Origin of the sequence: Pseudomonas sp. P116 (assembly GCF_020149425.1) — a bacterium.
GTDB classification, from domain to species: domain Bacteria; phylum Pseudomonadota; class Gammaproteobacteria; order Pseudomonadales; family Pseudomonadaceae; genus Aquipseudomonas; species Aquipseudomonas anatoliensis.
Genome location: NZ_JACVHB010000003.1, coordinates 475,232 through 500,655, shown reverse-complemented (window position 1 = coordinate 500,655; position 25,424 = coordinate 475,232). Strand labels below are relative to the sequence as shown.

The following is a 25,424-nucleotide window of genomic DNA, read 5'->3' as shown; positions in this document are numbered from 1 at the left end:
GTAGGGAAGTGTGACTTGGTAGTCATCGTGCTAGAAAACGGCGGCATCCTCTTCCAACGTTTACCAATAGTGGCGTTATCGCTTGAAGCCGTTACACTCCCCCGGCCGTTCATTTTCCTTTTGAGGCTGTGCGCATGAAATTTCGTTTTCTTCTGTGGATGATGGGTTTGTTGATGGGTAAGGCCAGTCGGACAAATCCTGCGTTCCAGCAGCAGTTGGGTGACAAGGATCTGGTGTTTCAGATGCAGACGCTGGACGGGAAGGTGGCGCGGCATTTCGTGGTGAAGAATCAGCGGATTACCAGCAAGTCTGGCGCAGTGGCAGAGCCGGCGTTTGCGATTGCCTTTAAAGATGCGGCGTATGGTTTTGCCACGATGCAGGCGAAGAACAAGCAGTTGGCGTTTATGCAGGGGATTCAGGACAAGTCGATCCAGATCAAGGGCAATCCGGCGCTGGTGATGTGGTTTCAGGGGTTGATGAAGTATTTGAAGCCGAGGAAGGCCAAGCCAAAAGCCTGAGAGTAGAAGGGTTTTTGTGGCGAGGGGATTTATCCCCGTTGGGCTGCGAAGCGGCCCCAAAGCCAGAATACTCGATCTACCGGACAAACCTTGTTGGCTGGGTTTGCAACTGCTGCGCAGTCGGTCGGGGCGGTGCGACGTTTCGCTAAATCCCCTCACCACAGGTTTTTTTTCAGGCAGATAGATTGAGCTGGATTCATCGCGGGCAAGCCCGCTCCCACAGGGATCGCATAGATCTTGTTGGAGCGGGCTTGCCCGCGATGCGTTTAGGCCTGGCTGAATTGCGAAGCCAGTTCGCGCAGCAGGACTTCAGCCTCAAGCACTTTGCTGACGACGTCGTTGGCTTTTTCGCGGGTCAGGCCGACACGCTCGAGCAGTGCATCCGGGATGTCTTCATCCGGACCGGAGCCGATGCCACGGCTACGCAGCAGGCGCACGGCCAAACACACGAGGTTCGGGTATTCGGCGTAGGCGCCGTCGTAGCTTGGATCGTGCTGGAAGCGCAGGGCGGTGGCCAGTTCGTCGGGCATGTCCCAGTAGCGCATCAGCCACGAGCCGATCTGTTCGCGGCTGATGCCCAGCAGATGCTGCTCGATGTAGCTGTGGCACAGGTGCGGGTTGACCTCCAGGTGGCGGCAGATCAGCGAGAAGTGCGGCGGGAAGACGTGGGCCAGCAGCAGGTAGCCGAAGTTGTGCAGCAGACCGGCCAGATAAGTAAGGCCGGCTTCCGGGCGCTGGGCGCGCGGCATGGCGCGGGTCAGGCCTTCGATGACGGCGGCGGTGTAGATCGACTGCTGCCAGTACGGCGTCGTCTGTTGTGGATGATCTTTCGGCAGGCTCAGTGTCTTGCCGAGGGCCAGGCCCAGCGCCAGATTGATCACCAGATCGAAACCGAGCACGCGGACGATCGCGTCTTCCACCGAACGAATCTTGCCCGGCGAGGCGTAGTACGGCGACGCCGCCCAGCTCACCACTTGTGCGGCCAGCGCAGGGTCCGTTTCGACCACGCCGGTGATGTCGTCGATGGTGGCATTCGGGTCGACGCGCAACTTGATGATCTTTTGAGCGGTTTCGGCCAGCGGCGGAATCTCGATGGTCGCTTCCAGTCGCTGCTGGATGCGTCGCGCGGTGAACGCCTGCACAGCCTGGGTGATTTCCTTGCGGTCGTCATCAGGGCGGTCGAGGTTCGGACGAATGCTGGTCAGATTCTCGCCGAAGTTGGCGGCGCTGGCCTTGGTGAGCATGGTCTTGAAGTGTTCGCTGGTGATTTCCAGCAGCACGCCCGGCTCGCCGGAGTTGATCAGCAACTTCGGCTCGCGCAGCAGGCTTTCTTCGTAAAGGCACGGCGAACTGGTCAGCGCCGGCAGACCTGGCAACAGGCTCAGGCTGTGTTTGCCGAGCATTTTTTGCAGGCGCTCAGTCGACACGGCGGTCAGACGACGACCCGTCAGTTCGGCGAGGCGATTGAGGTCGAGCAGTTGGCTCTGTGGAAATAGCACCATCAGCGCGCCGACAGCGTCGTCCAGCAACACGGCTTGTACTTTGCGCGATGCATTGAGGCCGTGGTGGTCGAGCACTTCTTCGTAGACGATCCCGAGCTTGTCCAGCAGCAGCCGAATAACAGACGGAGCGTGCGGAGATTCGGGGGCGAGAGCAGCTTCGGTCATGGTCTGTATCCGTTTTTGAAACAATTGCAGGAGTATAACCAGCTCTGTAGGCGCGGGCTGTCAGAAACTGCGACGGTGCTCACACTTGGCCATATTGCTGCCCGTGGCGCAGCCACCGGTCGAGCAAGGGGCTGACGTGGGTCGGCCAGCGTTCCAGCAAGGCTTGGGCGGCGTCGCGCACGGCGGGCAACAAGTCGGCATCGCGCATCAGGTCGGCGACTTTGAATTGCAGCAGACCGGTCTGGCGGGTGCCGAGCATTTCACCGGGGCCGCGCAGTTCGAGGTCTTTTTCGGCAATGACGAAACCGTCGTTGGTCTCGCGCATGATGCCCAGGCGCTGGCGGCCGATCTGCGACAGCGGCGGATGGTAGAGCAACACGCAATGGCTGGCCGCGCTGCCTCGACCGACGCGACCGCGCAATTGGTGCAACTGCGCGAGGCCCAGGCGCTCGGGGTTTTCGATGATCATCAGGCTGGCGTTGGGGACGTCGACGCCGACTTCGATCACCGTGGTTGCGACCAGCAATTGCAGGTTGCCGGCCTTGAACTCGGCCATCACCGCGGCTTTTTCGACAGGCTTCATGCGGCCGTGAATCAGGCCGACTTTCAGTTCGCCAAGGGCGGCGGTGAGGTCTTCGAAGGTGGTTTCGGCGGCCTGACAGGTCAGCTCTTCCGACTCTTCAATCAGCGTGCACACCCAGTAGGCCTGACGCCCTTCGGCGCAGGCGCCACGGACCCGTTCGATGACTTCGACGCGGCGTGTGTCAGTGACCAGCACAGTGTTGACCGGGGTTCGTCCGGGCGGTAACTCGTCAAGGATCGAGGTGTCGAGGTCGGCGTAGGCGCTCATCGCCAACGTGCGCGGAATCGGCGTGGCGGTCATGATCAATTGATGCGGGCACATGCGCCCACCGACGCCTTTCTGCCGCAACGCCAGACGTTGCTGCACGCCGAAGCGGTGTTGCTCGTCGATGATCACCAGCGCGAGGTTCTTGAACTTCACCTCTTCCTGAAACAGTGCATGCGTGCCCACCACCATCGGCGTGCCGCTGGCGATTTGCTCCAGCGCGGTGACGCGATTTTTGCCCTTGAGCTTGCCGGCCAGCCACGCGACTTCAATGCCCAGCGGTTCGAGCCAGCGCTTGAAGGTGATGAAGTGTTGTTCAGCGAGGATTTCGGTCGGCGCCATCAGCGCGACTTGGTATCCGGCCTCCAGCGCTTGCAACGCGGCGAGGGCGGCGACCACGGTTTTACCCGCGCCAACGTCACCCTGGATCAGCCGCAGCATCGGTTCGTGCTGACTGAGGTCGTAGGCGATTTCGTTGCCGACCCGCTGCTGGGCGCCGGTGGGGGCGAAGCCTAGATTGGCCAGGTATTTGGGCGGCAGTTTTTCCGCTTTCGGCATGGCTGGCGCCCGCAGGGAACGCATGCTTTCGCGCAGACGTTGCTGCGACAGTTGATGCGTCAGCAGTTCTTCGAAGGCGAGACGATGCTGGGCCCAGTGATGACCGAGGGCGAGTTCGTCAACGTCGGCATCGGCGGGCGGGTTGTGCAGGTAGCGGATCGCATCGGCCAGCGGCGCGAGTTGATAGTCGCGGGCCAGTTCGGTCGGCAGCCAGTCGGGCAGGGTGTCAGGCTTGAGCATCGTCAGCGTTTGCATGCACAACTGACGCAAGCGCGCTTGGGTCAGGCCTTCGGTCAGCGGATAGACCGGGGTCAGGGTTTCATCCACCGGCGGCGGCTCGTCGCCCGTGATGGCGCGGTATTCCGGGTGGTAGATCTCCAGTCCTGACGCGCCGGGCCGCGCTTCGCCGTAGCAGCGAATCCGCGTGCCGCGCTTGAGGCCTTCTTTCTGCGCGTTGCTGAAATGGTAGAAGCGCAGGCTCAAGCCGCCTGTGCCGTCCTGCAAGCGCACGACGAGGCTGCGACGTCGGCCCATGACCACGTCAGCCCCGCTGACGGTGCCTTCGACCACGGCGTCCTGTCCCGGTCGCAAGTGGCCGATCGGCACCACGCGGGTGCGATCCTCATAGCGCAGCGGCAGGTGGAACAGCACGTCCTGGAGGTTCTCCAGGCCGACCTTGGCCAGTTTCTCGGCCATGGCTTCGCCGACACCCTTGAGTGCCGTCACCGACACTTGCGACAGCTCTGTCATGACGCTCGCTTAACCGGCTGTAACCGGTGCCGCTGGCTTGGCCACCGAGCACAGGCGAATGGAGTCGGCGAGAATCTCGATGGCTTTGGGCCGTGGAAAGCTCGCGCGCCAGGCAATCGCCACGGTGCGGAATGGCACCGGCGGCGACAAGGGCCGCACTTCGATCACGCCCGGGGCGTAGTGGTGGCTGTCGACCGCCGACAACGGCAGGATCGAGATGCCCAAACCGGAGGCGACCATGTGGCGAATGGTTTCCAGCGAGCTGGATTCGACCGTGGTGTGCTTGGCGCCGTCACTGCCCTTGGTCAGGGTCGGGCAGGCTTCCAGTACTTGATCGCGGAAGCAGTGGCCTTCGCCGAGCAGCAACAGGCTCTTGTCGTTGAGCAGGCCGGCGTCGATGGTTTCTTTCTGGGTCCACGGGTGCTGCGCTGGCATCAAGACGTAGAACGGCTCGTCATAGAGTTGCAGGGTCAGCACGTCGGCTTCGTTGAACGGCAGGGCGATGATGATCGCGTCGAGTTCGCCGTTGCGCAGTTTGTCGCGCAGCACGTGGGTGAAGTTTTCTTCGATATACAACGGCATCTGCGGGGCGACCCGGTGCAGTTGGGGAATCAGGTGTGGAAACAGGTACGGGCCGACGGTGTAGATCGCGCCGACTTTCAGCGGAGCGGTCAGCTGGTTCTTGCCGGCCTGGGCCAGCTCGCGAATGCCTTGGGCCTGTTCCAGGACTTTCTGCGCCTGGGCGACGATGCCTTCGCCGACCGGCGTCACACGCACGGCACTCTTGCTGCGCTCGAAAATCAGCACACCGAGTTCGTCTTCAAGTTTCTTCACGCCCACCGACAGGGTCGGCTGGCTGACGTGGCATTTTTCGGCGGCGTGGCCGAAATGCTGCTCTTGGGCGAGGGTGACGATGTAGCGTAATTCTGTGAGGGTCATAGCAAGCGTCCATGAAGATGCGGGCCAAGCATACCGGCTGCAATCGATAGACGCACGTTATCAGACTGAGGGAGGAGTGCGACACCGGGCAATGCCGGTTTGCCGGTGCCAGATCTGGAAAAAAGAAAAGATCGCAGCCTTCGGCAGCTCCTACATGAGCATGTGACTACCTGTAGGAGCTGCCGAAGGCTGCGATCTTTTGATCTTGCTCCTTAACGACGGCGTTCCAGCGAGTAAACAAATGGCGCAACAATTTCAATCGAGCCATTGGTCAACATGTCGGCCGGTGGTTTGGGCAGCGGTTGTGCGCGGCGGATCATTTCCAGGGTGGCCCGGTCCAGATCGGCGTTGCCGGAGCGGCCCACCAGTTCGAACGACAGCACGTTGCCTTCGCCATCGACCACGAAACGCAGACGGTTCAAGCCTTCCTTGCCGCGAGCCTGTGCGCTTTGCGGGTACTTTTTGTACTTGGCCAAATGCGCAAGCAGGGTGCCTTGCCAGCTGGCCTTGGCAGCCATCTGGGCTGGCGACGGGCCTGGTGCGGGTGCAGCAGATTTCTCTGTCGGCGCGGGTGTCGGCGGTGTGTCGGCCGGTTTTTCCTCGGAAGGCTTTTCCTTCGGCGGGTCGGGCAGCTTTTTCTCGACAGGCTTCGGCGGTTTAGGCTTTGGCTTCGGTTTTGGTTTCTGCACTGCGATTTCGGCTTTCGGCGCTTCGGCCAATTTCGGAATCGGCAGTTCTTCAACCGGAGCCGGTGGCTGCGGCGGGGTGACGACTTTCGGCGGAGCTGGCGTTGGCGGGGCTGGAACCGGGGCCAGCTCGACCATCATTGCCTGGGGAGGCAGTTCGATGGGCGGGCGGGTAGTCCAGTTCAGCGCCAGCGCGATGGCCAGCGCGTGAACGCCCAGCACCACGGCCAGGCTACCGCTGTAACGCGTCAGCTTATGGCGCGTCGTGATCATTTTTTGACTGCGCTCTCAAGTCCCACCAGACCAACCTTCAGGTAACCGGCAGAGCGCAGGTTATCCATCACGCTCATCAGGTCGCCGTAATCCACGCCTTTGTCGGCTTGGAAGAAGATGGTGGTGTCTTTCTTGCCTTTGGTGCGGGCGTCGAGGGTGGCGCCCAGTGTTTCAGGCTTCACTTCGTCTTCGCCGAGGAACAGGCGCTGATCAGCCTTGACGCTGAGGAACACCGGCTTCTCTGGCCGCGGCGCCGGTTTGGCGGTCGAGGCGGGCAGGTCGACTTTGATATCGACAGTGGCCAATGGAGCGGCCACCATGAAGATGATCAATAGCACCAGCATCACATCGATGAACGGTGTGACGTTGATTTCGTGGTTCTCGGCCAGATCGTCGTCTGCGCCTTCTTTCAAATGCAGGCCCATGGCCGATTACCCCACTTTCACCATGTGCGGTTGCGAGCTGCGCTCAGGCTGGTGATCGAGGTCACGGCTGACCAGCAGCAGGACTTCTGCCGAGGCATCGGAGACCTGCGCCTTGTAACCGGCGATGGAGCGGGCGAAGACGTTGTAGATCACTACCGCAGGAATCGCAGCCACCAGACCCAGTGCGGTGGCCAGCAGCGCTTCAGCGATACCAGGTGCCACGACGGCAAGGTTGGTGGTTTGGGTTTTGGCGATGCCGATGAAGGAGTTCATGATGCCCCACACGGTGCCGAACAGGCCGACAAACGGTGCGGTGGAACCGATGGTAGCCAGCACGCCGGTGCCGCTGCTCATGTTGCGACCGCAGGCAGCTACCAGGCGCTCGAGACGGAAGCTGACGCGTTCCTTGATGCCTTCTTTCTCACGGCTGTTGGCCGACAGGCGCATCTCTTCGAGCGCATCGTGCACCAACAGGTTGGCGAGCGTGCCTTCCTTCGCCGCTGTGGCGCTGGCTTCTTTAAGGGTGGCGGCCTTTTTCAGGGCGGCGATTTCGCCACGCAGACGACGCTTGGCGCCCATCAGCTCAAAGCCCTTGGCGATCCAGATGGTCCAGGTGATGATCGACGCAATGGCCAGGCCGATCATCACGATTTTCACGATGATGTCGGCGTTCTGGTACATGCCCCAAGGTGACAGGTCGTGAGCCATGCCCAGGCTGTTGTCGGCTTCAAGGACTTCTGGCGCATCGGCAGGTGCGGCGTCGAGGGTTTGAACCGGGGTCGTTGCATCCGGTGCAGCCGCTGCTGGAGCGCTCTGTTCGGAGGCGGCCGGAGCAGCGGGTGCCTGAGCGTCGGCGAAAGCGGCGGTTGGCGTCAGCATCAGGCTGAGCAACAGAGCCGCCACCGCGCTCCAGGCGCGAGGTCGTTTGGTTGGCGAAGCGGGGATTTGATTACGATTCATGCTGGCCGGACCTGAGATAGAAAAACGGTAATGCTCTTCCAGGCCTCGTGAGGCCGAGAACAAAAGTGGCAGGCATTATTGCAAGTAATTCTTGTTAACAAAAGTAATAGAGTAACTTTTTTTCCTTGATTGCTAGCCGTTCGTCCTTCGCCGAGGCTAGTCTGTGCCTTTCCGATGGGAGTTTTTTGATGTCCGCGCCTTCTGTTTTGATCGCCGGTTGTGGTGATGTCGGCAGCCGTCTGGCCACGCAATTGTTGGCTGCTGGTTGGGAAGTTCATGGCTTGCGCCGAAATGTCTCGCGCCTGCCTGAAGGGGTCATCGGTGTTGCCGGCGACCTGTTCAATGAAGACTGTCCGGCGACCTGGCCGGTCGGTGCCGTGGATTACCTGGTGTACTGCGCCGCTGCCACCGATCACGATGAGGCCGGTTATCGAGCGGCTTACGTGCAGGGTTTGCAGAATGTACTGAGTTGGTTGGACGACTATGGTCAAGTGCCGGATCGGCTGATCTTCGTGTCCAGCAGCAGTGTCTACGGGCAACTGGACGGCGAGTGGGTGGATGAGACTTCCGAGACCGTCGCCACCGGTTACTCGGGGCGATTGATGCTTGAAGCCGAGCAGGTGGCACTCAGCAGTGGAATCCCGGCGAGTATCCTGCGTTTGACCGGTATCTATGGCCCGGGCCGGGAATGGCTGTTGACTCAGGTACGGCGTGGCTATCGAGTGGCCGTTGATCCGCCGCTGTATGGCAATCGTATCCATGTTGATGATGCGGCGGGGTTGCTGGCGTTTCTGCTTGAGGCTGACCGTCGGGGCGTGGCGCTGGAGCCGATCTACATCGGTGTCGATGACGCGCCGGCGCCGCTGGCCGAGGTGGTGGGCTGGCTGCGCGAGTATCTGGGTGTCACTGAATGGTCGGAAGATGAAAGCGTGCGGCGCACCGGCAGCAAACGTTGCAGCAATGCGCGGGCGAAAGCGTTGGGCTGGACGCCAACATACCCGAGCTACCGCGAAGGTTACGCGGCGATTCTTGAAGGTAAATGCTGACGTCCTGACGCCACAAAACAACTGTAGGAGTGAGCCCGCTCGCGATAGCGGATTAACATTCAACATTTATGCTGACTGTTGATGCGCTATCGCGAGCAGGCTCACTCCTACACGGGTTCGCTGCAATTTCAGAAGCAGGTTACTGCTTCTCGAGCAACCACTTGCGCTCACCAGCTGTGAACTGCGGTTGTTCATCCGCCAGAGCGGTGTTCACCGCTTGCAGGATTTCCAGTTCCTTGCCCTTGCGCACAAAGATCCAGTTGTTGCCTTGGCCGTTCTGCTGCAACCACATGCTGTCGTTGCCACTGCTCATCGATGCGCAATCGCCCGCCAGGCACAGCGCGTAACGATCGGCGCCCGGCAGGCCGGAGACCTGGCCATCGGCCTGAAACTGCACGGTGCTGCCTTCGCCCTGACCATTGGCGATTTTCCAGGTGCCGCCCATGTAGGTTGAATACAGTGCGCGTTCGAAGCTCGCACCAATCGGCGCGCCTTCGGGTACCTGGAGCTGCGCGCGGTCGAAGAGCTGTTCCGGTTCGTTGTCGCTGGCGGCCTGTTGCAGCTGATTGCCGTCGCGTTTCAGCTCGCTGGCGGAGCTGCCATAAAAGTCGACTTTCCAGGCACCGGACTGTTCGCCCAGCAACCGACCTTCGACTTTCTCAAAACCGTTGGTGTAGCGGGCCTGGCCGGCCTTGGTGTTGACGTCCCATTCCAGGTTCGGGCCGTAAGCCTGAAGCGCTTCGCGCAGGGAGCCGCCCTTGGTGGCAGCATCAATCGCCACCTGATTGATCCAGGTGCCGCTGATGTCACGGTCGGCAGGGTCGCTGGCGCAGCCGCCGAGGAAAATGGCGAACAGCGAGAGAGCAAGCGCTTTGCGCATGGTGGAATCCTTTCAAAACCTTTCTTGCAGAGCAGTCGGCGCGGCGTATGAAGGCCGCGCCGTGCGCATCACTCGATGACCAGAATGGCATCCATTTCAACCTGCGAACCCTTTGGCAGGGCAGCAACGCCGATGGCGGCGCGGGCCGGGTACGGCTGGTCGAAGTATTTGCCCATGATCTCGTTGACCTTGGCGAAGTGGCTCAGGTCGGTGAGGAAGATGTTCAGTTTGACGATGTCCTTGAACGAACCGCCGGCGGCTTCGGCCACGGCTTTGAGGTTCTCGAACACCTGGACGGTCTGGGCTTCGAAGCCTTCAACCAGTTCCATGGTTTTTGGGTCCAGCGGGATCTGGCCCGACATGTAGACGGTGTTGCCAGCCTTGATCGCCTGGGAGTAAGTGCCGATAGCAGCAGGGGCCTTGTCGCTGGTGATAACTGTCTTGGTCATGCATGACTCCTTGTAAGGGTGGACTTATGCACGCATGCGGGTGATGCGGATCACCCCGGTCAGTGCGCGCAGTTTCTTGATTACGCGGGCCAGGTGCACACGGTCGTGAACGCTGACCACCAGTTGGACGACGCTGATACGACCATCGCGTTCGTCCATGCTGATTTTCTCGATATTGCCATCGGCTGCGTTGACGCTGCTGGCCAGCAGGGCGATCAGGCCACGCTGGTGTTCCAGCTCGACACGCAGTTCGACGTTGAATTCGCCGGTGACATCCTTGGCCCACGAGAGCTGGATGCATTTTTCCGGGTTGTGCCTGATTTCGCTGATATTGCGGCAGTTGTCCAGGTGCACGACCATGCCTTTGCCCGCCGACAGGTGCCCGACAATCGGGTCGCCCGGGATCGGTGTGCAGCATTTGGCGTAGCTGAGCACCAGACCTTCGGTGCCGCGAATCGCCAGCGGGCCTTCCGGGCTTGGCAGTTGCTCGCCTTCGCCGAGCAGGCGACGGGCGACCACGTAGGCCATGCGATTACCCAGGCCAATGTCTTCGAGCAGGTCTTCGATCAGTTCGAGGCGGTACTCGGTGAGCATCGCCTTGACGCGCTCGTTCGGGATCTTCTCCAGCGAGCTGTCGAAACCGTTCAGTACCTTGTTCAGCAGGCGTTCGCCGAGGCTGATGGATTCGGAGCGGCGTTGCAGTTTCAGCGCATGGCGAATGTGCGTGCGCGCCTTGCCGGTGACCACGAAGTTGAGCCAAGCCGGGTTCGGTCGTGCGCCGGGCGCGCTGACGATCTCGACCGTGGAGCCACTTTGCAACGGCTCGGACAGCGGTGCGAGACGGCGGTTGATCCGGCAGGCGATGCAGCTGTTACCGACATCGGTGTGCACCGCGTAGGCGAAGTCGACCGCCGTGGAGCCTTTTGGCAGCTCCATGATCCGGCCTTTTGGCGTGAATACGTAGACCTCGTCCGGGAACAGGTCGATCTTCACGCTCTCGATGAACTCCAGCGAGTTGCCGGCGCGTTGCTGCATTTCCAGCACGCCTTTGACCCACTGGCGGGCGCGGGCGTGAGTGCCCTTCGGCTGCTCGTCACCGCTGGATTTGTACAGCCAATGGGCGGCGATGCCGTTGTTGGCCATCTCTTCCATTTCGCGGGTGCGGATCTGGATCTCGATCGGTACGCCGTGCATGCCGAACAGCGTGGTGTGCAGCGACTGATAGCCGTTGGCCTTGGGGATCGCGATGTAATCCTTGAAGCGCCCCGGCAACGGTTTGTACAAATTATGCACAGCACCCAGCACGCGGTAGCAGGTGTCGACCTTGTCGACGATGATCCGGAACGCGTAGACGTCCATGATCTCGTTGAAGGCCCGACGCTTGCCGCGCATTTTCTTGTAGATGCCGTAGAGGTGTTTCTGGCGACCGCTGACTTCGCCCTGGATGCCGTCGATAGCGAGGCAATGGCCGAGGGATTCTTCGATCTTGTTGACGATTTCCTTGCGGTTGCCCCGAGCGCGCTTGACCGCCTGGTAGATCCGCGCGGAACGCATCGGGTGCATGGCCTTGAAGCCGAGGTCTTCGAATTCGATGCGAATGGCATGCATGCCCAGCCGGTTGGCGATGGGCGCGTAGATTTCGAGGGTTTCCTTGGCGATCCGGCGGCGTTTTTCTCCGGACAGCACTTCCAGCGTGCGCATGTTGTGCAGGCGGTCGGCGAGCTTGACCAGGATCACGCGGATGTCGCGTGCCATGGCCATGGCCATTTTCTGGAAGTTTTCAGCCTGGGCTTCGGCCTTGGTCTCGAAGTTCATCTGGGTCAGTTTGCTGACCCCATCGACCAGTTCGGCCACGGTTTCACCGAACTGCGCTTGCAGCGCTTCTTTGGCGATACCGGTGTCTTCAATCACGTCATGCAGCATCGCAGCCATCAGGCTCTGATGGTCCATGTGCATGTCGGCAAGAATATTTGCTACGGCAAGAGGATGCGTGACGTACGCCTCGCCACTGCGTCGGCGTTGGCCGTCGTGGGCTTGTTCGGCGTAGAAATACGCTCGGCGGACCAGGTTGACCTGGTCATTGCCGAGGTAGGTCGATAAGCGATCGGCGAGGGCGTCTATGCTCGGCATGATGACTCCTGCCGTACGTTGTGACCCTGCGCCGTGCTACGTCGACCAGGCATAGGCTTAGACGGCCTCGTTGGACTCGTCCTCGAACGCTGCGAACAGCGGTTCATCCTGGACGATTTCCTGCTCGGCGATGAACTCGTAGCTCATCAGGCCTTCAGCGATTTCACGCAGCGCTACAACGGTAGGCTTGTCGTTTTCCCACTGAACCAGTGGCTCTTTGCCGCCGGTGGCCAGTTGACGGGCACGTTTGGTAGAGAGCATGACCAGCTCAAAACGGTTTTCCACGTGGTTCAGGCAGTCTTCAACGGTTACGCGGGCCATGGTATTCCTCGGAGCGAATGCAATATGCGCGCTGCCCGGTTGGGCGAGCGGACTGAGCAGTTTAAAAAAACACCAGCGATTAGGGAAGCGCTGATTTTTTGATCAACCTCTTCAACGCGCTGCAAGTGCCAATGTAAAGCCCTTGCAGCGCTTTTGGGAAGCGCTGATTAACCGAGCAATTCGGCCAGTAATTTGCCGAAACGCACCTGTTGGCGTTTCTGTTGCAACTGATTGGCGCGGAAAATCGCCTTCAGATCGTCCAGCGCATGAGCGAAGTCGTCGTTGATGATCAGGTAGTCGTATTCGACGTAGTGGCTCATCTCGTTGACCGCTTCGCGCATCCGCCCGTCGATGATTTCGTCGCTGTCCTGGCCGCGATTGGTCAGACGCTGGTGCAGCGCTTGCAGCGATGGCGGCAAAATGAAAATCGAACGCGCCTGCGGCATCAGCTTGCGCACTTGCTCGGCGCCCTGCCAGTCGATTTCCAGAATCAGGTCGTGGCCTTCATCGAGGGTCTGTTGCAGATGGCTTTGCGAGGTGCCGTAGAAGTTGCCGAAGACTTCGGCGCGCTCAAGGAAATCACCGTGCTCGCCCATCTTTACGAAGGCTTCGCGGGTTACGAAGTGATAGTTCACGCCGTCCACTTCACCCGGACGCATGGCGCGGGTGGTGTGCGAAACCGAAACGCGGATCTCCGGGTTGGCATCGGTCAAAGCCTTGACCAGGCTGCTCTTGCCCGCGCCCGATGGTGCGGAAATGATGTACAGGGTGCCGGTGCTGTGGGTCATGTCGGGGGTAGCCTTACTCAATATTCTGCACTTGTTCGCGCATCTGCTCGATCAACACTTTGAGGTTGACGGCGGCTTGGGTGCTGCGCGGGTCGAAGGCCTTGGAGCCCAGTGTATTGGCTTCGCGGTTGAGCTCCTGCATCAGGAAGTCGAGGCGCCGTCCGGCGGCACCGCCGGATTTGAGCACCCGGCGTACTTCTATGATGTGAGTGCTCAGGCGATCCAGTTCTTCGGCCACATCGCTCTTTTGCGCGAGGATGACCATTTCCTGTTCCAGGCGCTGCGGATCCAGCTCGGCCTTCATGTCGGCAAAGCGGTCGAGGACCTTCTGGCGCTGGGTGGCGAGCATCTGCGGAACCAGTTCACGCAGGGTCACGACGTCTTCTTCGATGGAAGTCAGGCGATCGTTGATCAGCCGTGCCAGCTCCGAGCCTTCACGCTCACGGCCGGCCTTGAGTTCCTTCAACCCTTGATTGAACAGGGCCAGGGCTTCGGCATTCAGTGCTTGCGGGTCACTGGCATCGGCGACCAGAACGCCGGGCCAGGCCAGCACTTCCAGCGGATTGAGTGCAGCAGGATTCTTGATCAGACCGGCAATCGTTTCGGCTGCGGCGACCAATTGCGCGGCGCGCTCGCGATCAACCTGCAGCGGTTTGCCGGTGCTTTCTTCAGTGAACCGCAGGGTGCATTCCAGTTTGCCTCGCGACAGGCCCTGACGCAGGGCTTCGCGCACGGCGCCTTCGAGCTCGCGAAACGACTCCGGCAGACGCAGGTGCGGTTCCAGATAGCGACTGTTGACCGAGCGCAATTCCCAGCTCAGGGTGCCCTGTGCGCCGGCTTTTTCGACGCGGGCGAAAGCGGTCATGCTGTGCACCATGGCGGTGACCTCGCAATGCAGATCGGCGCGGAACCTGAGTTCCGCAGGCGCGATATCAATGAATTTAAGCCGACTGGCAGCAAAGGCGCAGGATTGTAGCGCAGTGCGGCGAATGCGCCCAAACACACGGTGTGACAAAGGGCTGCAGCCCGTCGGTAATAAGTGTTTGAGGGCCTTCGGTCGTCGGTGCGGATTTTTAACCAGTGCCCAGTGGCGGTGCACCGCTCTATAATGCTCGGCAGTTTTCCGTCCCCAGTACAGGTATTCCCTATGAAACGTCCAAGTGGTCGCGCTGCCGATCAGCTCCGCTCGATCCGCATTACCCGCAACTACACCAAACACGCCGAGGGATCCGTACTGGTCGAATTCGGTGATACCAAGGTCATCTGCACCGTCAGCGTCGAAAACGGCGTGCCGCGTTTCCTCAAAGGCCAGGGCCAGGGCTGGTTGACTGCCGAGTACGGCATGCTGCCGCGCGCCACCGGCGAGCGTAACCAGCGTGAAGCGAGTCGCGGCAAGCAGGGCGGCCGCACCCTGGAAATCCAGCGTCTGATCGGTCGTTCCCTGCGCGCTGCGCTGGACATGTCCAAGCTGGGCGACGTCACCCTGTACGTCGACTGCGACGTGATCCAGGCCGACGGTGGCACCCGCACTGCATCCATCACCGGCGCCATGGTGGCCCTGGTCGATGCGTTGAAGGTCATCAAAAAGCGCGGCGGCCTGAAAGGCGGCGACCCGCTCAAGCAAATGATCGGCGCTGTGTCGGTGGGCATGTATCAAGGCGAGCCAGTGCTGGATCTGGACTATCTTGAAGACTCCGCTGCCGAGACCGACCTTAACGTGGTGATGACCAGCTCCGGTGGCTTCATCGAAGTGCAGGGCACCGCTGAAGGCGTGCCGTTCCAGCCTGAAGATCTGAACGCGATGCTGGAACTGGCCAAGAAAGGCATGAATGAAATCTTCGAACTGCAGAAATCAGCACTGGCTGACTGAGCAGGTTCATAACCCGCAAGGAGGACGCGATGAGTGACCAGGAGCTGCTGCCCAAACCGAGCCAAGAGGTTCGTCAGTGGGCGATGTTTTGTCACTTGTCCGCCTTGCTGGGGATCTGGGTTCCTTTCGGCAATCTGATCGGGCCGCTGATTCTGTGGCAGATGAAGCGTGAGTCAGATCCGTTTATCGATGCACAGGGCAAAGAGGCGCTGAATTTTCAGATCACCGTCGCGATCGCTACGGCGATTTGCATTCTGCTGATGCTGGTCATCGTTGGTTTCTTTCTTTACGGACTGGTGACCATTGCCGCGTTGGTATTGGCGATTATCGGTGGCGTGAAAGCTAACGAAGGTTTCCCCTATCGCTATCCTTTCACGTGGCGTCTGATCAAATAACGATTCAAAGCCCCCTGTAGGAGCTGCGGCACGCTGCGATCTTTTGATCTTGATTTTTAGAGTCAGAATCAAATTATCGCAGCGTGCCGCAGCGCCTACAGGGTTTTTCTGTGTTTGCAATTAAATCAGTTTAGAAAGTGTGTAGGAATAATCTGACTGCGATGAGCGGCAGTGCAGATTGCTATATACATCAGGCTCTTACATCTTTAGTCACAACTGCAGCGCTTCAGTGATGCCCATGTTCTTGGCAATAAGCTTTGGTGGTTGTTAAAGTTGTCGCACGTTGTATTTCCTTTGAAATATCTCGATATATTCAAGCCAGCGAAGGTTCTTGAACCCCCCAATCAATAGTGTTGAGTAGATCAGCCAGTTCATGAGGCGTGCCCAGGTATAAAGTGCGGCTCTGAATATATAGCCAAGAATAATCCAATGATTCAGTTCGATTTTTATGGAACGCTTGTGGCCGCTTCCCTGGTGCTTTTACTGGGGCGTGGACTGGTTACGCGTATCGCCTTTCTGCGCAATTACAATATTCCCGAACCCGTCGCGGGCGGTCTGGTTGTTGCGTTGGTTCTGTTGTTGCTGCGAACTCTCGATATTGAAATCCGCTTCGACACTTCACTGCAAACACCTTTGATGCTGGCGTTTTTCGCCACTATTGGCTTGAGTGCCGATTTTGCCAGCCTGAGGAAAGGCGGGCGTGTAGTGGGCATATTCGTGCTGGCGGTCACCGGGTTGCTGGTGGTTCAGAATGCGTTGGGCATTGGCCTTGCCACTGCGCTGGGGCTGGATCCGTTGATGGGCTTGCTGACGGGCTCGATAACGCTGGCAGGCGGTCACGGCACTGGCGCTGCGTGGGGCACGGTGTTCAGCGAGAAGTACGGTCTGGCCTCCGCCTCCGAGCTCGCCATCGCATCTGCGACCTTTGGTCTGGTGTTGGGTGGGCTGATTGGTGGCCCTGTGGCTCGCTTGCTCATCAAGCGCGTTCAGGTACCCGGCTGCCACTCGCAAGAAACACCACGCTTGCCAAAAGGTTTTGAGCAGCCGAACAAGGAACGCTCGATCACACCGTTCTCGTTTATCGAGACGCTTGCGCTGATCGCCGTCAGCCTGTTGGCCGGCAATCTGCTCAATGGGTTGCTGCACGGCACCGCATTCGAGTTGCCGACGTTTGTCTGCGTCTTGTTCGTGGGTGTCGTTCTGCGTAACGGGCTGTCAGCGCTGGGCTTGTATCAGGTGTTCGAGCGCGAAGTCTCGGTGTTGGGGAATGTCAGCCTGTCGCTGTTTCTGGCGATTGCCTTGATGTCGCTCAAGCTGTGGGATCTGGCGGCACTGGCACTACCGATATTCATCATCCTGGCTGCGCAAACACTGGTCATGGCGCTGTTTGCGATTTTCGTGACGTTCAGAATGATGGGTCGTAACTACGACGCGGCGGTATTGGCAGCGGGGCACTGTGGTTTTGGGTTGGGTGCGACACCGACGGCCATCGCCAACATGCAGGCGGTGACGCAGCGCTACGGTCCTTCGCAGATTGCGTTTCTCGTGGTGCCGATGGTGGGTGCATTCTTCATCGACATTATCAATGTCATCGTGATCAAGCTGTACCTGGTCTTGCCGTTTTTTGTCGCGGTCTGAGCTTCAGACCGCTTCAGTCTGAGGCACAAAAAAATGCCCGTATCTCGCGATACGGGCATTTTTTTTCTGCGAATCGACGCTTAGATGGTCAGCGTCCAGTCGTAGTCGACGATCAGCGGCGCGTGCTGCGAGAACCGAGGCTGGCGCGGCAGGCGTGCACTGCGCACGAAGCGCCGCAAGCCTGGGGTCAGGATCTGGTAGTCGAAGCGCCAGCCCAGATTGAGCATCTCGGCCTGTTCGTTGTCCGGCCACCAGCTGTACTGGTCGCCTTCGCGGCTGACTTCGCGCAGGGCATCTACATAGCCCATGTTGCCGACAATCTCGTCCATCCAGGCGCGTTCTGGCGCCAGGAAGCCCGGGGATTGCTGGCTGTCACGCCAGTTCTTGATGTCGAGCTTCTGCTGCGCGACATACAGCGAGCCACAATAAATGTACTCGCGACGTTTACGCCGCTGTTTGTCCAGGTACTTGCCGAAGTCGTCCATGAGCTTGAACTTCTGGTTCAAGTCCTCATCGCCGTTCATCCCCGAAGGGAGCAGCAAGGTGGCAATACTGACTTTGTCGAAATCTGCTTGCAGGTAGCGCCCGTAGCGGTCGGCCGTCTCGAAACCGAGACCGCTGATGACAGCCTTCGGTTGCAACCGCGAGTACAAAGCCACGCCACCTTGGGCGGGGACTTCAGCATCGCAGGCATAAAGGAAGTAGCCATCCAGTTGGAAGGCTGGGTCATCCAGTTCAAAGGCGGAGGCACGGGTGTCCTGCAGGCAGATGACGTCGGCATTCTGTGCTTGCAGCCAACTGAGCAAACCACGCTCGACTGCAGCCTGAATACCATTGACGTTCACACTGATGATCCGCATAAATGGCCCCAAAAATCGCGTGCGTGTATGATACACGGCGTCAAGCTAATTAGCTAAATCCGTGGTATTTGGGGTTTTTTTCATGCAAGCGTATCAGCGCGATTTCATTCGTTTTGCCATCGATCGCGGCGTTTTGCGCTTCGGTGAGTTCACCCTGAAGTCCGGGCGCACCAGTCCTTACTTCTTCAATGCCGGCCTGTTCAACACGGGTTCGGCCCTGGCGCAGCTGGGTCGGTTTTACGCCGCAGCCATTGCCGAAAGCGGCATTTCCTTCGACGTGCTGTTTGGCCCGGCGTACAAAGGCATCCCGTTGGCAGCGACTACCGCCGTCGCGCTGGCCGAGCATCACGACCGTGACTTGCCATGGTGCTTCAACCGCAAAGAGGCCAAGGCCCACGGTGAAGGCGGCAGTCTGGTTGGTGCCCCGCTGACCGGTGATGTGCTGATCATCGACGACGTGATCACCGCCGGTACTGCGATCCGCGAAGTCATGCAGATCATCGCGTCTCAGGACGGTGCCAAGGCTGCCGGTGTGTTGATCGCCTTGAACCGTCAGGAACGTGGCAACGGAGAGTTGTCGGCAATTCAGGAAGTAGAGCGCGATTTCGGCATTCCGGTGATCAGCATTGTTTCGCTGAATCAGGTGCTGGAGTTCCTCGCTGACGATCCGCAGCTCAAGCAGCATTTGCCAGCCGTGGAAGCGTACCGCGCCCAATTCGGCGTTTGACGCAGATTCTGGCCTGACGCAATCCCCTGTAGGAGTTGCCGAAGGCTGCGGTTTTTTGACGCAGGCAAAATCAAAAGATCGCAGCCTTCGGCAGCTCCTACAGGGATCGCAGGCAAAGAAAGACCCCGTTCAGTCAGGCTGAGCGGGGTCTTTTTGCTTGCGGTTAGCGCAGATTTCGCCATTTCCAGATCAGTTTCAGGGTCAATACCGTATTGATCAGCGCAAACGCGAGCAGCGCGACAACCACCATTACGTACAGCGTGCGATCAACGTCGAAATCCCACAGATCCACTGAGCTGCTGCGAATAATCCCCACCGCAGCCGGAAGGTTGATGTAAAACAGCGCTGCAAAGGCGCAAGTCAGCGGCACCGCACAGCTTAATAACGTCCCCATGACCTTTTGCCTGCTGCGCTTTCTTGCCTGAAGGCCTGACAGTGACTCATCCAGCGCCAACGCCTCATTGAGTTTGGGCCAGGCCAGATTGAACATGAAGGTGGTCAGGGTCAGCAGCAAGCCACTGACCGCGACGATGTCACTGAACGGCATTGAGTCCCAGCGTTGCGCACAACAAATCGTGGGAATCCTCACTGATCTCAAACTGCCCGGCACTGCCCTTGCGCTTGGTGATGGGTTTGAAGGTCGGCTCGTTCTGGGTAATCAGCATGTTCAGTTCATCACGGATCACGTCCGAGCTGATGACGACCAGATAGACATCCTTTGCATGCTCCGCAGAATCGACCACCGCACGCATGCTGTGCTGCAGGATGTCGTCGAGCTGATTACGAAAGCGCGACACAGTGTTTTTCAGCAAGGTTTTGCTTTGACTCTGGGTCAGCTGGAAGATCGTCGAGATTTGCGATTCAGTCGGTAAAGTCTGCCCGAAGTAGCTTTGAATCAGATAAAGCAGGCGATCCTGCTTGGCCTCGTCGGCCCGGCTGGGCATCCCGCCCTCGACCAGCATTTTCAGGTATTCGGTCAGGCTCGCCTTGGCGATACGCTGGAGGGCGTGGGTGATTTCCGCATCGCCGATGCGCAAGGTCTTTTTGACCGGTTCCTTTTGTTCCAGCTCGAAAGCGTCGGCGTCGATCGTGAACGAGATCTGCATGGCTCGGGCCTCCGGGTTATTTGTTGCTGTCTGCCGGGTACGGATCCTGAGGGGCATCCCCTTGGCCCGTGAGCACTTTCCAGCCTTTCAGAGGGTGAGAGGCCTCGGTGAAGTCAGGGCCGGGTGGCATCGATGTTTGCGAAGGGCCTGAATACTCTCGGCCGCAGTCCACGCAGGCGTAGCTACCTGCTGAAATGTCACTGCCGTAAGGAACGCTGTCTTTTTGCATGGGTAAATCTCCGGTGGATGAGGGGAAGATCCTAGGGAGATTTGTTCTGAGTGGATGTCGGACGTTTCGCTGTGTTAAGTCAGACGCTTCCTGCGCGCATAAAAAAGATCGCAGACTTCGTCAGTTCCTACAGCAATTTCATACACACGAAATTCGCTTTTGTAGGAGCTGCCGCAGGCTGCGATCTTTTACGTTTCAGCGATCAGGGACGCTTGCGATTGCTGATCAGCGTGCCGACACCCGTGTCGGTGAAGATTTCCAGCAGGATCGCGTTCGGCACGCGCCCGTCGATGATCAGCGAGCTCCCCACGCCACCCTGAACGGCTTCCAGCGCGCAACGGATCTTCGGCAGCATGCCGCCGTAGATGGTGCCGTCAGCGATCAGATCGTCGACCTGCTGGGTGCTCAGGCCGGTCAGAACCGTGCCTGACTTGTCCATCAGGCCGGCGATGTTGGTCAGCAGCATCAGCTTCTCTGCTTTCAGCGCTTCGGCAACCTTGCCGGCGACCAGATCGGCGTTGATGTTGTACGACTCGCCGTTCTCGCCCACACCGATTGGCGCAATCACCGGGATGAAATTGCCTTTGACCAGCAGGTTCAGCAGCTCGGTGTTGATCCCGACCACTTCGCCGACGTGACCGATGTCGATGATTTCCGGCTGGGTCATCTCTGGGGTCTGGCGGGTGACGGTCAGTTTCTTCGCACGAATCAGCCCGGCATCTTTACCGGTCAGGCCAATAGCGCTGCCGCCGTGACGGTTGATCAGGTTGACGATGCTTTTGTTGACCTGACCGCCCAGAACCATTTCCACCACGTCCATGGTCGCGGCATCGGTAACGCGCATGCCGTCGACGAAGTGGCTCTCGATCGACAGGCGCTTGAGCAGATCACCGATCTGCGGACCGCCGCCGTGCACGACCACCGGGTTGATACCCACGGCTTTCATCAGCACGATGTCGCGGGCGAAGCCGGTTTTCAGCTCCTCGCTTTCCATCGCGTTGCCGCCGTATTTGATCACCAGGGTCTTGCCGACATAGCGTCGGATGTAAGGCAGTGCTTCGGACAGGACCTTGGCAGTGTTGGCGGCGGCTTCGCGTTCGAGGGTCATTCAGGGCTCCGGGTGGATCAGAACGGTAGTTGGAGATCAGGTGCAACGCGTTTCAGTTGGGCGTGGAACACATCCTTGATGCGCTGCAATTCAGCCTCGTCATCGGCCTCGAAGCGCAGCACCAGCACCGGTGTGGTGTTGGACGCGCGCACCAGGCCCCAGCCTTTGGCGTAGTCGACTCGCACGCCGTCGATGGTGGTCAGGTCAGCGCCTGCGCCCCACTGTGCGTCGTGCAGTGCATCAATGATGCTGAATTTGCTCTCTTCGGTCACATGGATATTGATTTCCGGCGTAGAAATATCATTCGGGAAGGTCGCAAACAGCTCCTCCGCGGTGGATTTTTCCTTGCTGAGGATCTCCAGCAGCCGTGCGGCGCTGTAGATACCGTCGTCGAAACCGAACCAGCGTTCCTTGAAGAAGATGTGCCCGCTCATTTCACCGGCCAACAGCGCGCCGGATTGTTTCATTTTCTTTTTGATCAACGAATGACCAGTCTTCCACATTAGCGGCCGACCACCGTACTCCTTGATCAGCGGTACCAGGCGACGGGTGCATTTGACGTCGAAGATGATTTCCGCGTCCGGGTTGCGCGCCACCACGTCACGGGCGAACAGCATCAACAGGCGATCCGGGAAAACGATGCTGCCGGTGTTGGTCACCACGCCGACACGGTCGCCGTCACCATCGAACGCCAGGCCGATGTCGGCGTTGGTTTCCTTGACCTTGGCGATCAGGTCGACAAGGTTTTCCGGCTTGCCCGGGTCCGGGTGATGATTGGGGAAATTGCCGTCAACTTCGCAGAACAGCGGGATGACTTCGCAGTTCAGCGCTTCGATCAGTTGCGGGGCGATCACGCCTGCCGCGCCGTTGCCGCAATCGACCACGACTTTCAGGCGCCGCGCCAGTTTGATGTCCTGGACGATTTCGGTGTTATAGCGGTCGAGGATCTCGACCTGGGTCACGCTGCCGTTGCCGCTGCTCAGATTGTTGGTCTTGAGGCGCTCGTGCAGAGCCTGAATCTGTTCGTTGGCGAGCGTGTCGCCGGCGATGACGATCTTGAAACCGTTGTAGTTGGACGGGTTGTGGCTGCCGGTGAGCATCACACCGGACTTGCCGGCCAGGACGTTGGCGGCGTAGTACAGCGCCGGCGTCGGCACCAGGCCGACATCGCTGACGTGGCAGCCACTCTCGGCGATACCGCGAATCAGTTCTGCGACCAGTTCCGGGCCGGACAGGCGGCCGTCGCGACCGACGGACACATTGGGTTCGCCTTGGGCAAGGCTCTGCGAGCCGACAGCGCGGCCGATCCAGTAAGCGGTTTCGGCATTGAGGAATTCCGGCACGGTGCCGCGAATGTCATAGGCGCGGAAGATGCTGTCAGGCAGCTTTGGTGCAACTTGGGCGGGGGTGGTCATCTGCGGAAATGCTCCATCTCAAAAGTGACTGGACAGACCGACGACTCATTCGACGGCAAGCTCAAACTGAAGGGTATGACGGCGTTTTCCGCAGAGAGTTCGTGGCATGAAAGGGCCATGACGCCTCGGCTGGCGTGGCCTTGGTCCGGCAAAACCTTGATTTGCGGCGGTAAACCTTTCAGCTGATCTGCCTGAAATTTTCCCCTGTAGGAGCTGCCGAAGGCTGCGATCTTTTGATCTTGATCTTAAAAAACAAAATCAAAAGATCGCAGCCTTCGGCAGCTCCTACAGTGATGTATCGGTATCGGTATCGGTATCGGTATCGGTATGGATTATTTGGTGCCGGTATGGCCAAAACCACCGGTGCCACGCTCGGTTTCGACGAACTCGTCAACCATCTCGAAATGCGCCTGTACCACCGGCACCAGCACCAGTTGCGCCAGGCGTTCGCCGACGGTCATGGTGAAATCGGTCTGGCCGCGGTTCCAGCACGAAACCATCAACGGGCCCTGGTAATCGGAGTCGATCAGGCCAACAAGGTTGCCCAGCACGATGCCGTGTTTGTGGCCCATGCCCGAGCGCGGCAGGATCAGCGCAGCGAGGTTGGGGTCACCGATGTAGACCGACAGGCCGGTCGGGATCAGCACGGTTTCACCCGGCTTGATCACGATGTCCTGCTCCAGCATGGCGCGCAGGTCTAGCCCGGCGGAGCCCGGCGTGGCGTATTGCGGCAGCGGGAATTGAGTACCGATGCGTGGGTCGAGGATCTTGGCTTGCAAAGCGTGCATGTAAATTAAACCTGGTTCAGACGTTCGGCGATAAAAGTGACCAGTTGGCGAGCGATCTTGCTCTTGCTGGTCTGGGCGAAAACCGTGGCGTGAAGCTCACGGTCAATTACGCTGCAGGCGTTTTCTTCGCTGTTGAAACCGATGCTCGGGTTGGCGACGTCGTTGGCGACGATCAAATCGAGATTCTTGTCCTTCAGCTTGCGTGCAGCGTAGTCGAGCAGGTGTTCGGTCTCGGCGGCGAAACCGACACTGAACGGACGATCGGGACGGGTCGCGATGGTGGCCAGGATGTCTGGGTTGCGCACCATTTGCAGGACGAAGCCGTCGCCGCTCGTAGGATCTTTCTTGAGTTTTTGCGGGGCGATGACTTCCGGGCGGTAATCCGCAACCGCTGCCGAGGAAATGAACACGTCGCATGGGATCGCAGATTCGCACGCCGCGAGCATGTCACGGGCGCTGACCACGTCGATGCGCGTAACGCGATCGGGGGTCGGCAGGTGCACCGGGCCGCTGATCAGTGTCACGCGGGCACCGGCTTCCACCGCCGCTTCGGCCAGGGCGAAGCCCATTTTTCCGGAGCTATGGTTGGTGATGTAGCGCACCGGATCGATGTTTTCCTGGGTCGGGCCGGCCGTAATGACGACGTGCTTGCCGGTCAGCGCCTGACGCTGGAAGCAGTCCGCTGCGCATTGGGCCAGATCCGTGGCTTCCATCATGCGGCCCATGCCGACGTCACCGCAGGCCTGGCTGCCGGAGGCCGGGCCGAATGTCTTCAGGCCGCGGCTTTCAAGCAGTTGCAGGTTGTCCTGGGTCGCCGGGTCGCGCCACATCGCCTGATTCATTGCAGGTGCGACCGCCACGACGGCGTCGGTGGCCAGCACCAGTGTGGTCAGCAAGTCGTTGGCGATGCCTTGGGCCAGGCGTGCGAGCAGGTCGGCGGTGGCCGGGGCGATCAGCACCAGATCGGCCCACTTGGCCAGTTCGATGTGGCCCATCGCCGCTTCGGCGGCCGGGTCAAGCAAATCCAGGTGAACCGGGTGCCCGGACAGGGCCTGCATGGTCAGCGGAGTAATGAACTCGGCGCCGCCATGGGTCATGACCACGCGCACTTCGGCGCCCTGGTCGATCAGGCGACGAACCAGATCAGCGCTCTTGTAGGCAGCGATGCCGCCGCCGACGCCCAGAACGATGCGTTTCCGATACAGCCGCTGCATAGGTCTGCCTTTCATTTCGTGGGTGACATACGTGGCGAAACCCCCTCCCCAGGATGAATTCGCCCGCAAAAAAGATGGGCTAAGATATCACAGCGACCGCTACGGAACAGCGGCGCCCACAGACAGGGAAAGTGTATGAGTATTCGCGATTGGCCTGCGGCAGAACGCCCGCGGGAGAAGCTACTTGAACAAGGCTCGGGAAGTCTTTCCGACGCAGAATTGCTGGCGATCTTTTTACGCACCGGAGTCACTGGAAAAAGCGCAGTGGATCTTGCGCGACACCTGTTGACTCAATTCGGCAGCCTGCGCGTGTTGCTGGAGGCCGATCTTGCAGAATTCAGCAGGGAATTGGGATTGGGGCCGGCGAAGTTCGCCCAGTTGCAGGCGGTGCTGGAAATGGGCCGGCGGCATCTGGCCGAACGCATGCGCAAGAAACCCGCACTGGAGAATCCGCAGGCGGTTCGCGATTACCTCAAATCGATGCTGCGCCACGAGCCACACGAGGTGTTTGGTTGTCTGTTTCTGGACTCCAAGCATCAAGTGCTGACGTTCGAGGCGCTGTTTCGCGGCTCCATCGACAACACTAGCGTGCATCCTCGGGAAGTAGTGAAGCGGTCGTTGGCGAATAACGCAGCGGCGGTGATCCTGTGTCACAACCACCCGTCGGGGAACAGCGACCCCAGTCAGGCGGACCGGTTGTTGACCAAGCGTTTGCAGAAGGCTTTGGACCTGATTGATGTGCGGGTGCTCGATCACTTCATCGTGGGGGAGGGTGAGCCGCTGTCGATGGCGGAGTGCGGCTGGATGTAATTATCCGCCGACCCTTTCTCTGTAGGA

25 protein-coding genes and 1 pseudogene are annotated in these 25,424 nt (G+C 59.5%); 7 read left to right on the top strand and 19 right to left on the bottom strand.

The window, feature by feature from the left end; translation table 11 throughout:
- Positions 1-134: 134 nt before the first annotated feature.
- Complete coding sequence (locus tag ICA15_RS12750) at positions 135-518, top strand: SCP2 sterol-binding domain-containing protein (RefSeq protein WP_210553357.1); 384 nt, start codon at positions 135-137, stop codon at positions 516-518.
- Positions 519-784: 266 nt separating this feature from the next.
- Here the strand turns inward: ICA15_RS12750 and ICA15_RS12745 are convergent, their stop codons facing one another.
- From ICA15_RS12745 to exbB, 6 genes are all read right to left on the bottom strand, one after another.
- Entirely contained in the window at positions 785-2,185 is a 1,401-nt protein-coding gene (locus ICA15_RS12745) for an aminoacyl-tRNA deacylase and HDOD domain-containing protein (RefSeq protein ID WP_150604644.1), read from the bottom strand.
- A gap of 79 nt (positions 2,186-2,264) precedes the next feature.
- Positions 2,265-4,340: an ATP-dependent DNA helicase RecG gene (recG, locus tag ICA15_RS12740; RefSeq protein WP_210553358.1), complete on the bottom strand. Its 2,076-nt coding sequence runs from the start codon at positions 4,338-4,340 to the stop codon at positions 2,265-2,267.
- A gap of 9 nt (positions 4,341-4,349) precedes the next feature.
- Positions 4,350-5,279, bottom strand: coding sequence for a hydrogen peroxide-inducible genes activator (locus ICA15_RS12735; protein ID WP_042561765.1), 930 nt, complete (start codon positions 5,277-5,279; stop codon positions 4,350-4,352).
- Positions 5,280-5,491: 212 nt separating this feature from the next.
- Complete coding sequence (locus ICA15_RS12730; RefSeq protein WP_210553359.1) at positions 5,492-6,238, bottom strand: energy transducer TonB; 747 nt, start codon at positions 6,236-6,238, stop codon at positions 5,492-5,494.
- Positions 6,235-6,663, bottom strand: coding sequence for a TonB system transport protein ExbD (gene exbD / locus ICA15_RS12725; RefSeq protein WP_103302606.1), 429 nt, complete (start codon positions 6,661-6,663; stop codon positions 6,235-6,237). The genes ICA15_RS12730 and exbD overlap by 4 nt, the downstream gene beginning before the upstream one ends.
- A gap of 6 nt (positions 6,664-6,669) precedes the next feature.
- Positions 6,670-7,623 carry a tonB-system energizer ExbB gene (gene exbB, locus ICA15_RS12720; RefSeq protein ID WP_210553360.1) on the bottom strand — a complete coding sequence of 318 codons (954 nt, stop codon included), beginning with the start codon at positions 7,621-7,623 and terminating at the stop codon, positions 6,670-6,672.
- 188 nt (positions 7,624-7,811) lie between these two features.
- On the opposite strand from exbB, the gene ICA15_RS12715 reads away from it, so the two are divergent.
- Complete coding sequence (locus ICA15_RS12715) at positions 7,812-8,669, top strand: SDR family oxidoreductase (RefSeq protein ID WP_210553361.1); 858 nt, start codon at positions 7,812-7,814, stop codon at positions 8,667-8,669.
- Positions 8,670-8,808: 139 nt separating this feature from the next.
- Here ICA15_RS12715 and ICA15_RS12710 read toward each other — a convergent pair whose 3' ends face one another.
- The 6 genes from ICA15_RS12710 to ICA15_RS12685 form a co-directional block, all read right to left on the bottom strand.
- Entirely contained in the window at positions 8,809-9,549 is a 741-nt protein-coding gene (locus ICA15_RS12710; RefSeq protein ID WP_150616869.1) for a hypothetical protein, read from the bottom strand.
- Positions 9,550-9,617: 68 nt separating this feature from the next.
- On the bottom strand, positions 9,618-9,998 hold the full coding sequence (locus tag ICA15_RS12705; RefSeq protein WP_003229509.1) for a RidA family protein: 381 nt from the start codon (positions 9,996-9,998) through the stop codon (positions 9,618-9,620).
- Positions 9,999-10,022: 24 nt separating this feature from the next.
- On the bottom strand, positions 10,023-12,128 hold the full coding sequence (gene spoT / locus ICA15_RS12700; protein ID WP_210553362.1) for a bifunctional GTP diphosphokinase/guanosine-3',5'-bis pyrophosphate 3'-pyrophosphohydrolase: 2,106 nt from the start codon (positions 12,126-12,128) through the stop codon (positions 10,023-10,025).
- 57 nt (positions 12,129-12,185) lie between these two features.
- Positions 12,186-12,449, bottom strand: coding sequence for a DNA-directed RNA polymerase subunit omega (gene rpoZ, locus ICA15_RS12695; protein WP_016985812.1), 264 nt, complete (start codon positions 12,447-12,449; stop codon positions 12,186-12,188).
- Between the two features lie 167 nt (positions 12,450-12,616).
- Positions 12,617-13,237 (bottom strand): guanylate kinase, encoded by a 621-nt coding sequence (gene gmk, locus ICA15_RS12690; protein ID WP_150604639.1) that lies wholly within the window; start codon positions 13,235-13,237, stop codon positions 12,617-12,619.
- Between the two features lie 13 nt (positions 13,238-13,250).
- Entirely contained in the window at positions 13,251-14,114 is an 864-nt protein-coding gene (locus tag ICA15_RS12685) for a YicC/YloC family endoribonuclease (RefSeq protein ID WP_042561758.1), read from the bottom strand.
- 270 nt (positions 14,115-14,384) lie between these two features.
- On the opposite strand from ICA15_RS12685, the gene rph reads away from it, so the two are divergent.
- The 3 genes from rph to gltS all read left to right on the top strand — a co-directional run bounded on the left by rph (position 14,385) and on the right by gltS (position 17,140).
- A complete protein-coding gene (rph, locus tag ICA15_RS12680; protein ID WP_210553363.1) occupies positions 14,385-15,107 on the top strand; it encodes a ribonuclease PH in 723 nt (240 codons plus the stop codon).
- A 29-nt stretch (positions 15,108-15,136) separates the two neighbouring features.
- Positions 15,137-15,502, top strand: a complete 366-nt coding sequence (locus ICA15_RS12675; protein ID WP_150604638.1) for a DUF4870 domain-containing protein — start codon at positions 15,137-15,139, stop codon at positions 15,500-15,502.
- 429 nt (positions 15,503-15,931) lie between these two features.
- Positions 15,932-17,140, top strand: coding sequence for a sodium/glutamate symporter (gene gltS, locus ICA15_RS12670; protein WP_210553364.1), 1,209 nt, complete (start codon positions 15,932-15,934; stop codon positions 17,138-17,140).
- Between the two features lie 80 nt (positions 17,141-17,220).
- Here gltS and ICA15_RS12665 read toward each other — a convergent pair whose 3' ends face one another.
- Positions 17,221-18,000 (bottom strand): exodeoxyribonuclease III, encoded by a 780-nt coding sequence (locus ICA15_RS12665; protein ID WP_007920349.1) that lies wholly within the window; start codon positions 17,998-18,000, stop codon positions 17,221-17,223.
- A gap of 82 nt (positions 18,001-18,082) precedes the next feature.
- On the opposite strand from ICA15_RS12665, the gene pyrE reads away from it, so the two are divergent.
- Positions 18,083-18,727, top strand: coding sequence for an orotate phosphoribosyltransferase (gene pyrE, locus ICA15_RS12660; protein WP_041071932.1), 645 nt, complete (start codon positions 18,083-18,085; stop codon positions 18,725-18,727).
- Between the two features lie 163 nt (positions 18,728-18,890).
- Here the strand turns inward: pyrE and ICA15_RS12655 are convergent, their stop codons facing one another.
- The 6 genes and pseudogenes from ICA15_RS12655 to coaBC form a co-directional block, all read right to left on the bottom strand.
- Positions 18,891-19,274, bottom strand: coding sequence for a hypothetical protein (locus tag ICA15_RS12655; protein ID WP_210553365.1), 384 nt, complete (start codon positions 19,272-19,274; stop codon positions 18,891-18,893).
- On the bottom strand, positions 19,261-19,833 hold the full coding sequence (locus ICA15_RS12650) for a hypothetical protein (protein WP_150616865.1): 573 nt from the start codon (positions 19,831-19,833) through the stop codon (positions 19,261-19,263). Before ICA15_RS12650 ends, ICA15_RS12655 begins: the two co-directional genes overlap by 14 nt.
- A gap of 431 nt (positions 19,834-20,264) precedes the next feature.
- On the bottom strand, positions 20,265-21,170 hold the full coding sequence (gene argB / locus ICA15_RS12645) for an acetylglutamate kinase (protein ID WP_150593448.1): 906 nt from the start codon (positions 21,168-21,170) through the stop codon (positions 20,265-20,267).
- A gap of 17 nt (positions 21,171-21,187) precedes the next feature.
- Positions 21,188-22,564 (bottom strand): annotated as a pseudogene (locus ICA15_RS12640) (phosphomannomutase/phosphoglucomutase); the annotation flags it as partial.
- Positions 22,565-22,917: 353 nt separating this feature from the next.
- Positions 22,918-23,373, bottom strand: a complete 456-nt coding sequence (gene dut, locus ICA15_RS12635) for a dUTP diphosphatase (protein ID WP_210553367.1) — start codon at positions 23,371-23,373, stop codon at positions 22,918-22,920.
- A gap of 5 nt (positions 23,374-23,378) precedes the next feature.
- Positions 23,379-24,587 carry a bifunctional phosphopantothenoylcysteine decarboxylase/phosphopantothenate--cysteine ligase CoaBC gene (coaBC, locus tag ICA15_RS12630; protein WP_210553569.1) on the bottom strand — a complete coding sequence of 403 codons (1,209 nt, stop codon included), beginning with the start codon at positions 24,585-24,587 and terminating at the stop codon, positions 23,379-23,381.
- A 135-nt stretch (positions 24,588-24,722) separates the two neighbouring features.
- Between coaBC and radC the strand changes: the two genes are divergently transcribed.
- On the top strand, positions 24,723-25,397 hold the full coding sequence (gene radC / locus ICA15_RS12625) for a RadC family protein (RefSeq protein WP_210553368.1): 675 nt from the start codon (positions 24,723-24,725) through the stop codon (positions 25,395-25,397).
- Positions 25,398-25,424: the final 27 nt, after the last annotated feature.

What these genes read in the sequence shown, in the direction of transcription:
- rph (WP_210553363.1), top strand. Translation starts at nt 14,385, where the DNA reads ATGAAACGTCCAAGTGGTCGCGCTGCCGATCAGCTCCGCTCGATCCGC.
- ICA15_RS12650 (WP_150616865.1), bottom strand. Translation starts at nt 19,833, where the DNA reads ATGCAGATCTCGTTCACGATCGACGCCGACGCTTTCGAGCTGGAACAA.
- gmk (WP_150604639.1), bottom strand. Translation starts at nt 13,237, where the DNA reads ATGACCCACAGCACCGGCACCCTGTACATCATTTCCGCACCATCGGGC.
- coaBC (WP_210553569.1), bottom strand. Translation starts at nt 24,587, where the DNA reads ATGCAGCGGCTGTATCGGAAACGCATCGTTCTGGGCGTCGGCGGCGGC.
- radC (WP_210553368.1), top strand. Translation starts at nt 24,723, where the DNA reads ATGAGTATTCGCGATTGGCCTGCGGCAGAACGCCCGCGGGAGAAGCTA.
- dut (WP_210553367.1), bottom strand. Translation starts at nt 23,373, where the DNA reads ATGCACGCTTTGCAAGCCAAGATCCTCGACCCACGCATCGGTACTCAA.
- ICA15_RS12715 (WP_210553361.1), top strand. Translation starts at nt 7,812, where the DNA reads ATGTCCGCGCCTTCTGTTTTGATCGCCGGTTGTGGTGATGTCGGCAGC.
- ICA15_RS12655 (WP_210553365.1), bottom strand. Translation starts at nt 19,274, where the DNA reads ATGCCGTTCAGTGACATCGTCGCGGTCAGTGGCTTGCTGCTGACCCTG.
- ICA15_RS12730 (WP_210553359.1), bottom strand. Translation starts at nt 6,238, where the DNA reads ATGATCACGACGCGCCATAAGCTGACGCGTTACAGCGGTAGCCTGGCC.
- ICA15_RS12750 (WP_210553357.1), top strand. Translation starts at nt 135, where the DNA reads ATGAAATTTCGTTTTCTTCTGTGGATGATGGGTTTGTTGATGGGTAAG.
- exbB (WP_210553360.1), bottom strand. Translation starts at nt 7,623, where the DNA reads ATGAATCGTAATCAAATCCCCGCTTCGCCAACCAAACGACCTCGCGCC.
- argB (WP_150593448.1), bottom strand. Translation starts at nt 21,170, where the DNA reads ATGACCCTCGAACGCGAAGCCGCCGCCAACACTGCCAAGGTCCTGTCC.
- ICA15_RS12705 (WP_003229509.1), bottom strand. Translation starts at nt 9,998, where the DNA reads ATGACCAAGACAGTTATCACCAGCGACAAGGCCCCTGCTGCTATCGGC.
- exbD (WP_103302606.1), bottom strand. Translation starts at nt 6,663, where the DNA reads ATGGGCCTGCATTTGAAAGAAGGCGCAGACGACGATCTGGCCGAGAAC.
- recG (WP_210553358.1), bottom strand. Translation starts at nt 4,340, where the DNA reads ATGACAGAGCTGTCGCAAGTGTCGGTGACGGCACTCAAGGGTGTCGGC.
- ICA15_RS12675 (WP_150604638.1), top strand. Translation starts at nt 15,137, where the DNA reads ATGAGTGACCAGGAGCTGCTGCCCAAACCGAGCCAAGAGGTTCGTCAG.
- spoT (WP_210553362.1), bottom strand. Translation starts at nt 12,128, where the DNA reads ATGCCGAGCATAGACGCCCTCGCCGATCGCTTATCGACCTACCTCGGC.
- pyrE (WP_041071932.1), top strand. Translation starts at nt 18,083, where the DNA reads ATGCAAGCGTATCAGCGCGATTTCATTCGTTTTGCCATCGATCGCGGC.
- ICA15_RS12735 (WP_042561765.1), bottom strand. Translation starts at nt 5,279, where the DNA reads ATGACCCTCACAGAATTACGCTACATCGTCACCCTCGCCCAAGAGCAG.
- ICA15_RS12745 (WP_150604644.1), bottom strand. Translation starts at nt 2,185, where the DNA reads ATGACCGAAGCTGCTCTCGCCCCCGAATCTCCGCACGCTCCGTCTGTT.
- ICA15_RS12685 (WP_042561758.1), bottom strand. Translation starts at nt 14,114, where the DNA reads ATGGTGCACAGCATGACCGCTTTCGCCCGCGTCGAAAAAGCCGGCGCA.
- ICA15_RS12710 (WP_150616869.1), bottom strand. Translation starts at nt 9,549, where the DNA reads ATGCGCAAAGCGCTTGCTCTCTCGCTGTTCGCCATTTTCCTCGGCGGC.
- ICA15_RS12665 (WP_007920349.1), bottom strand. Translation starts at nt 18,000, where the DNA reads ATGCGGATCATCAGTGTGAACGTCAATGGTATTCAGGCTGCAGTCGAG.
- gltS (WP_210553364.1), top strand. Translation starts at nt 15,932, where the DNA reads ATGATTCAGTTCGATTTTTATGGAACGCTTGTGGCCGCTTCCCTGGTG.
- rpoZ (WP_016985812.1), bottom strand. Translation starts at nt 12,449, where the DNA reads ATGGCCCGCGTAACCGTTGAAGACTGCCTGAACCACGTGGAAAACCGT.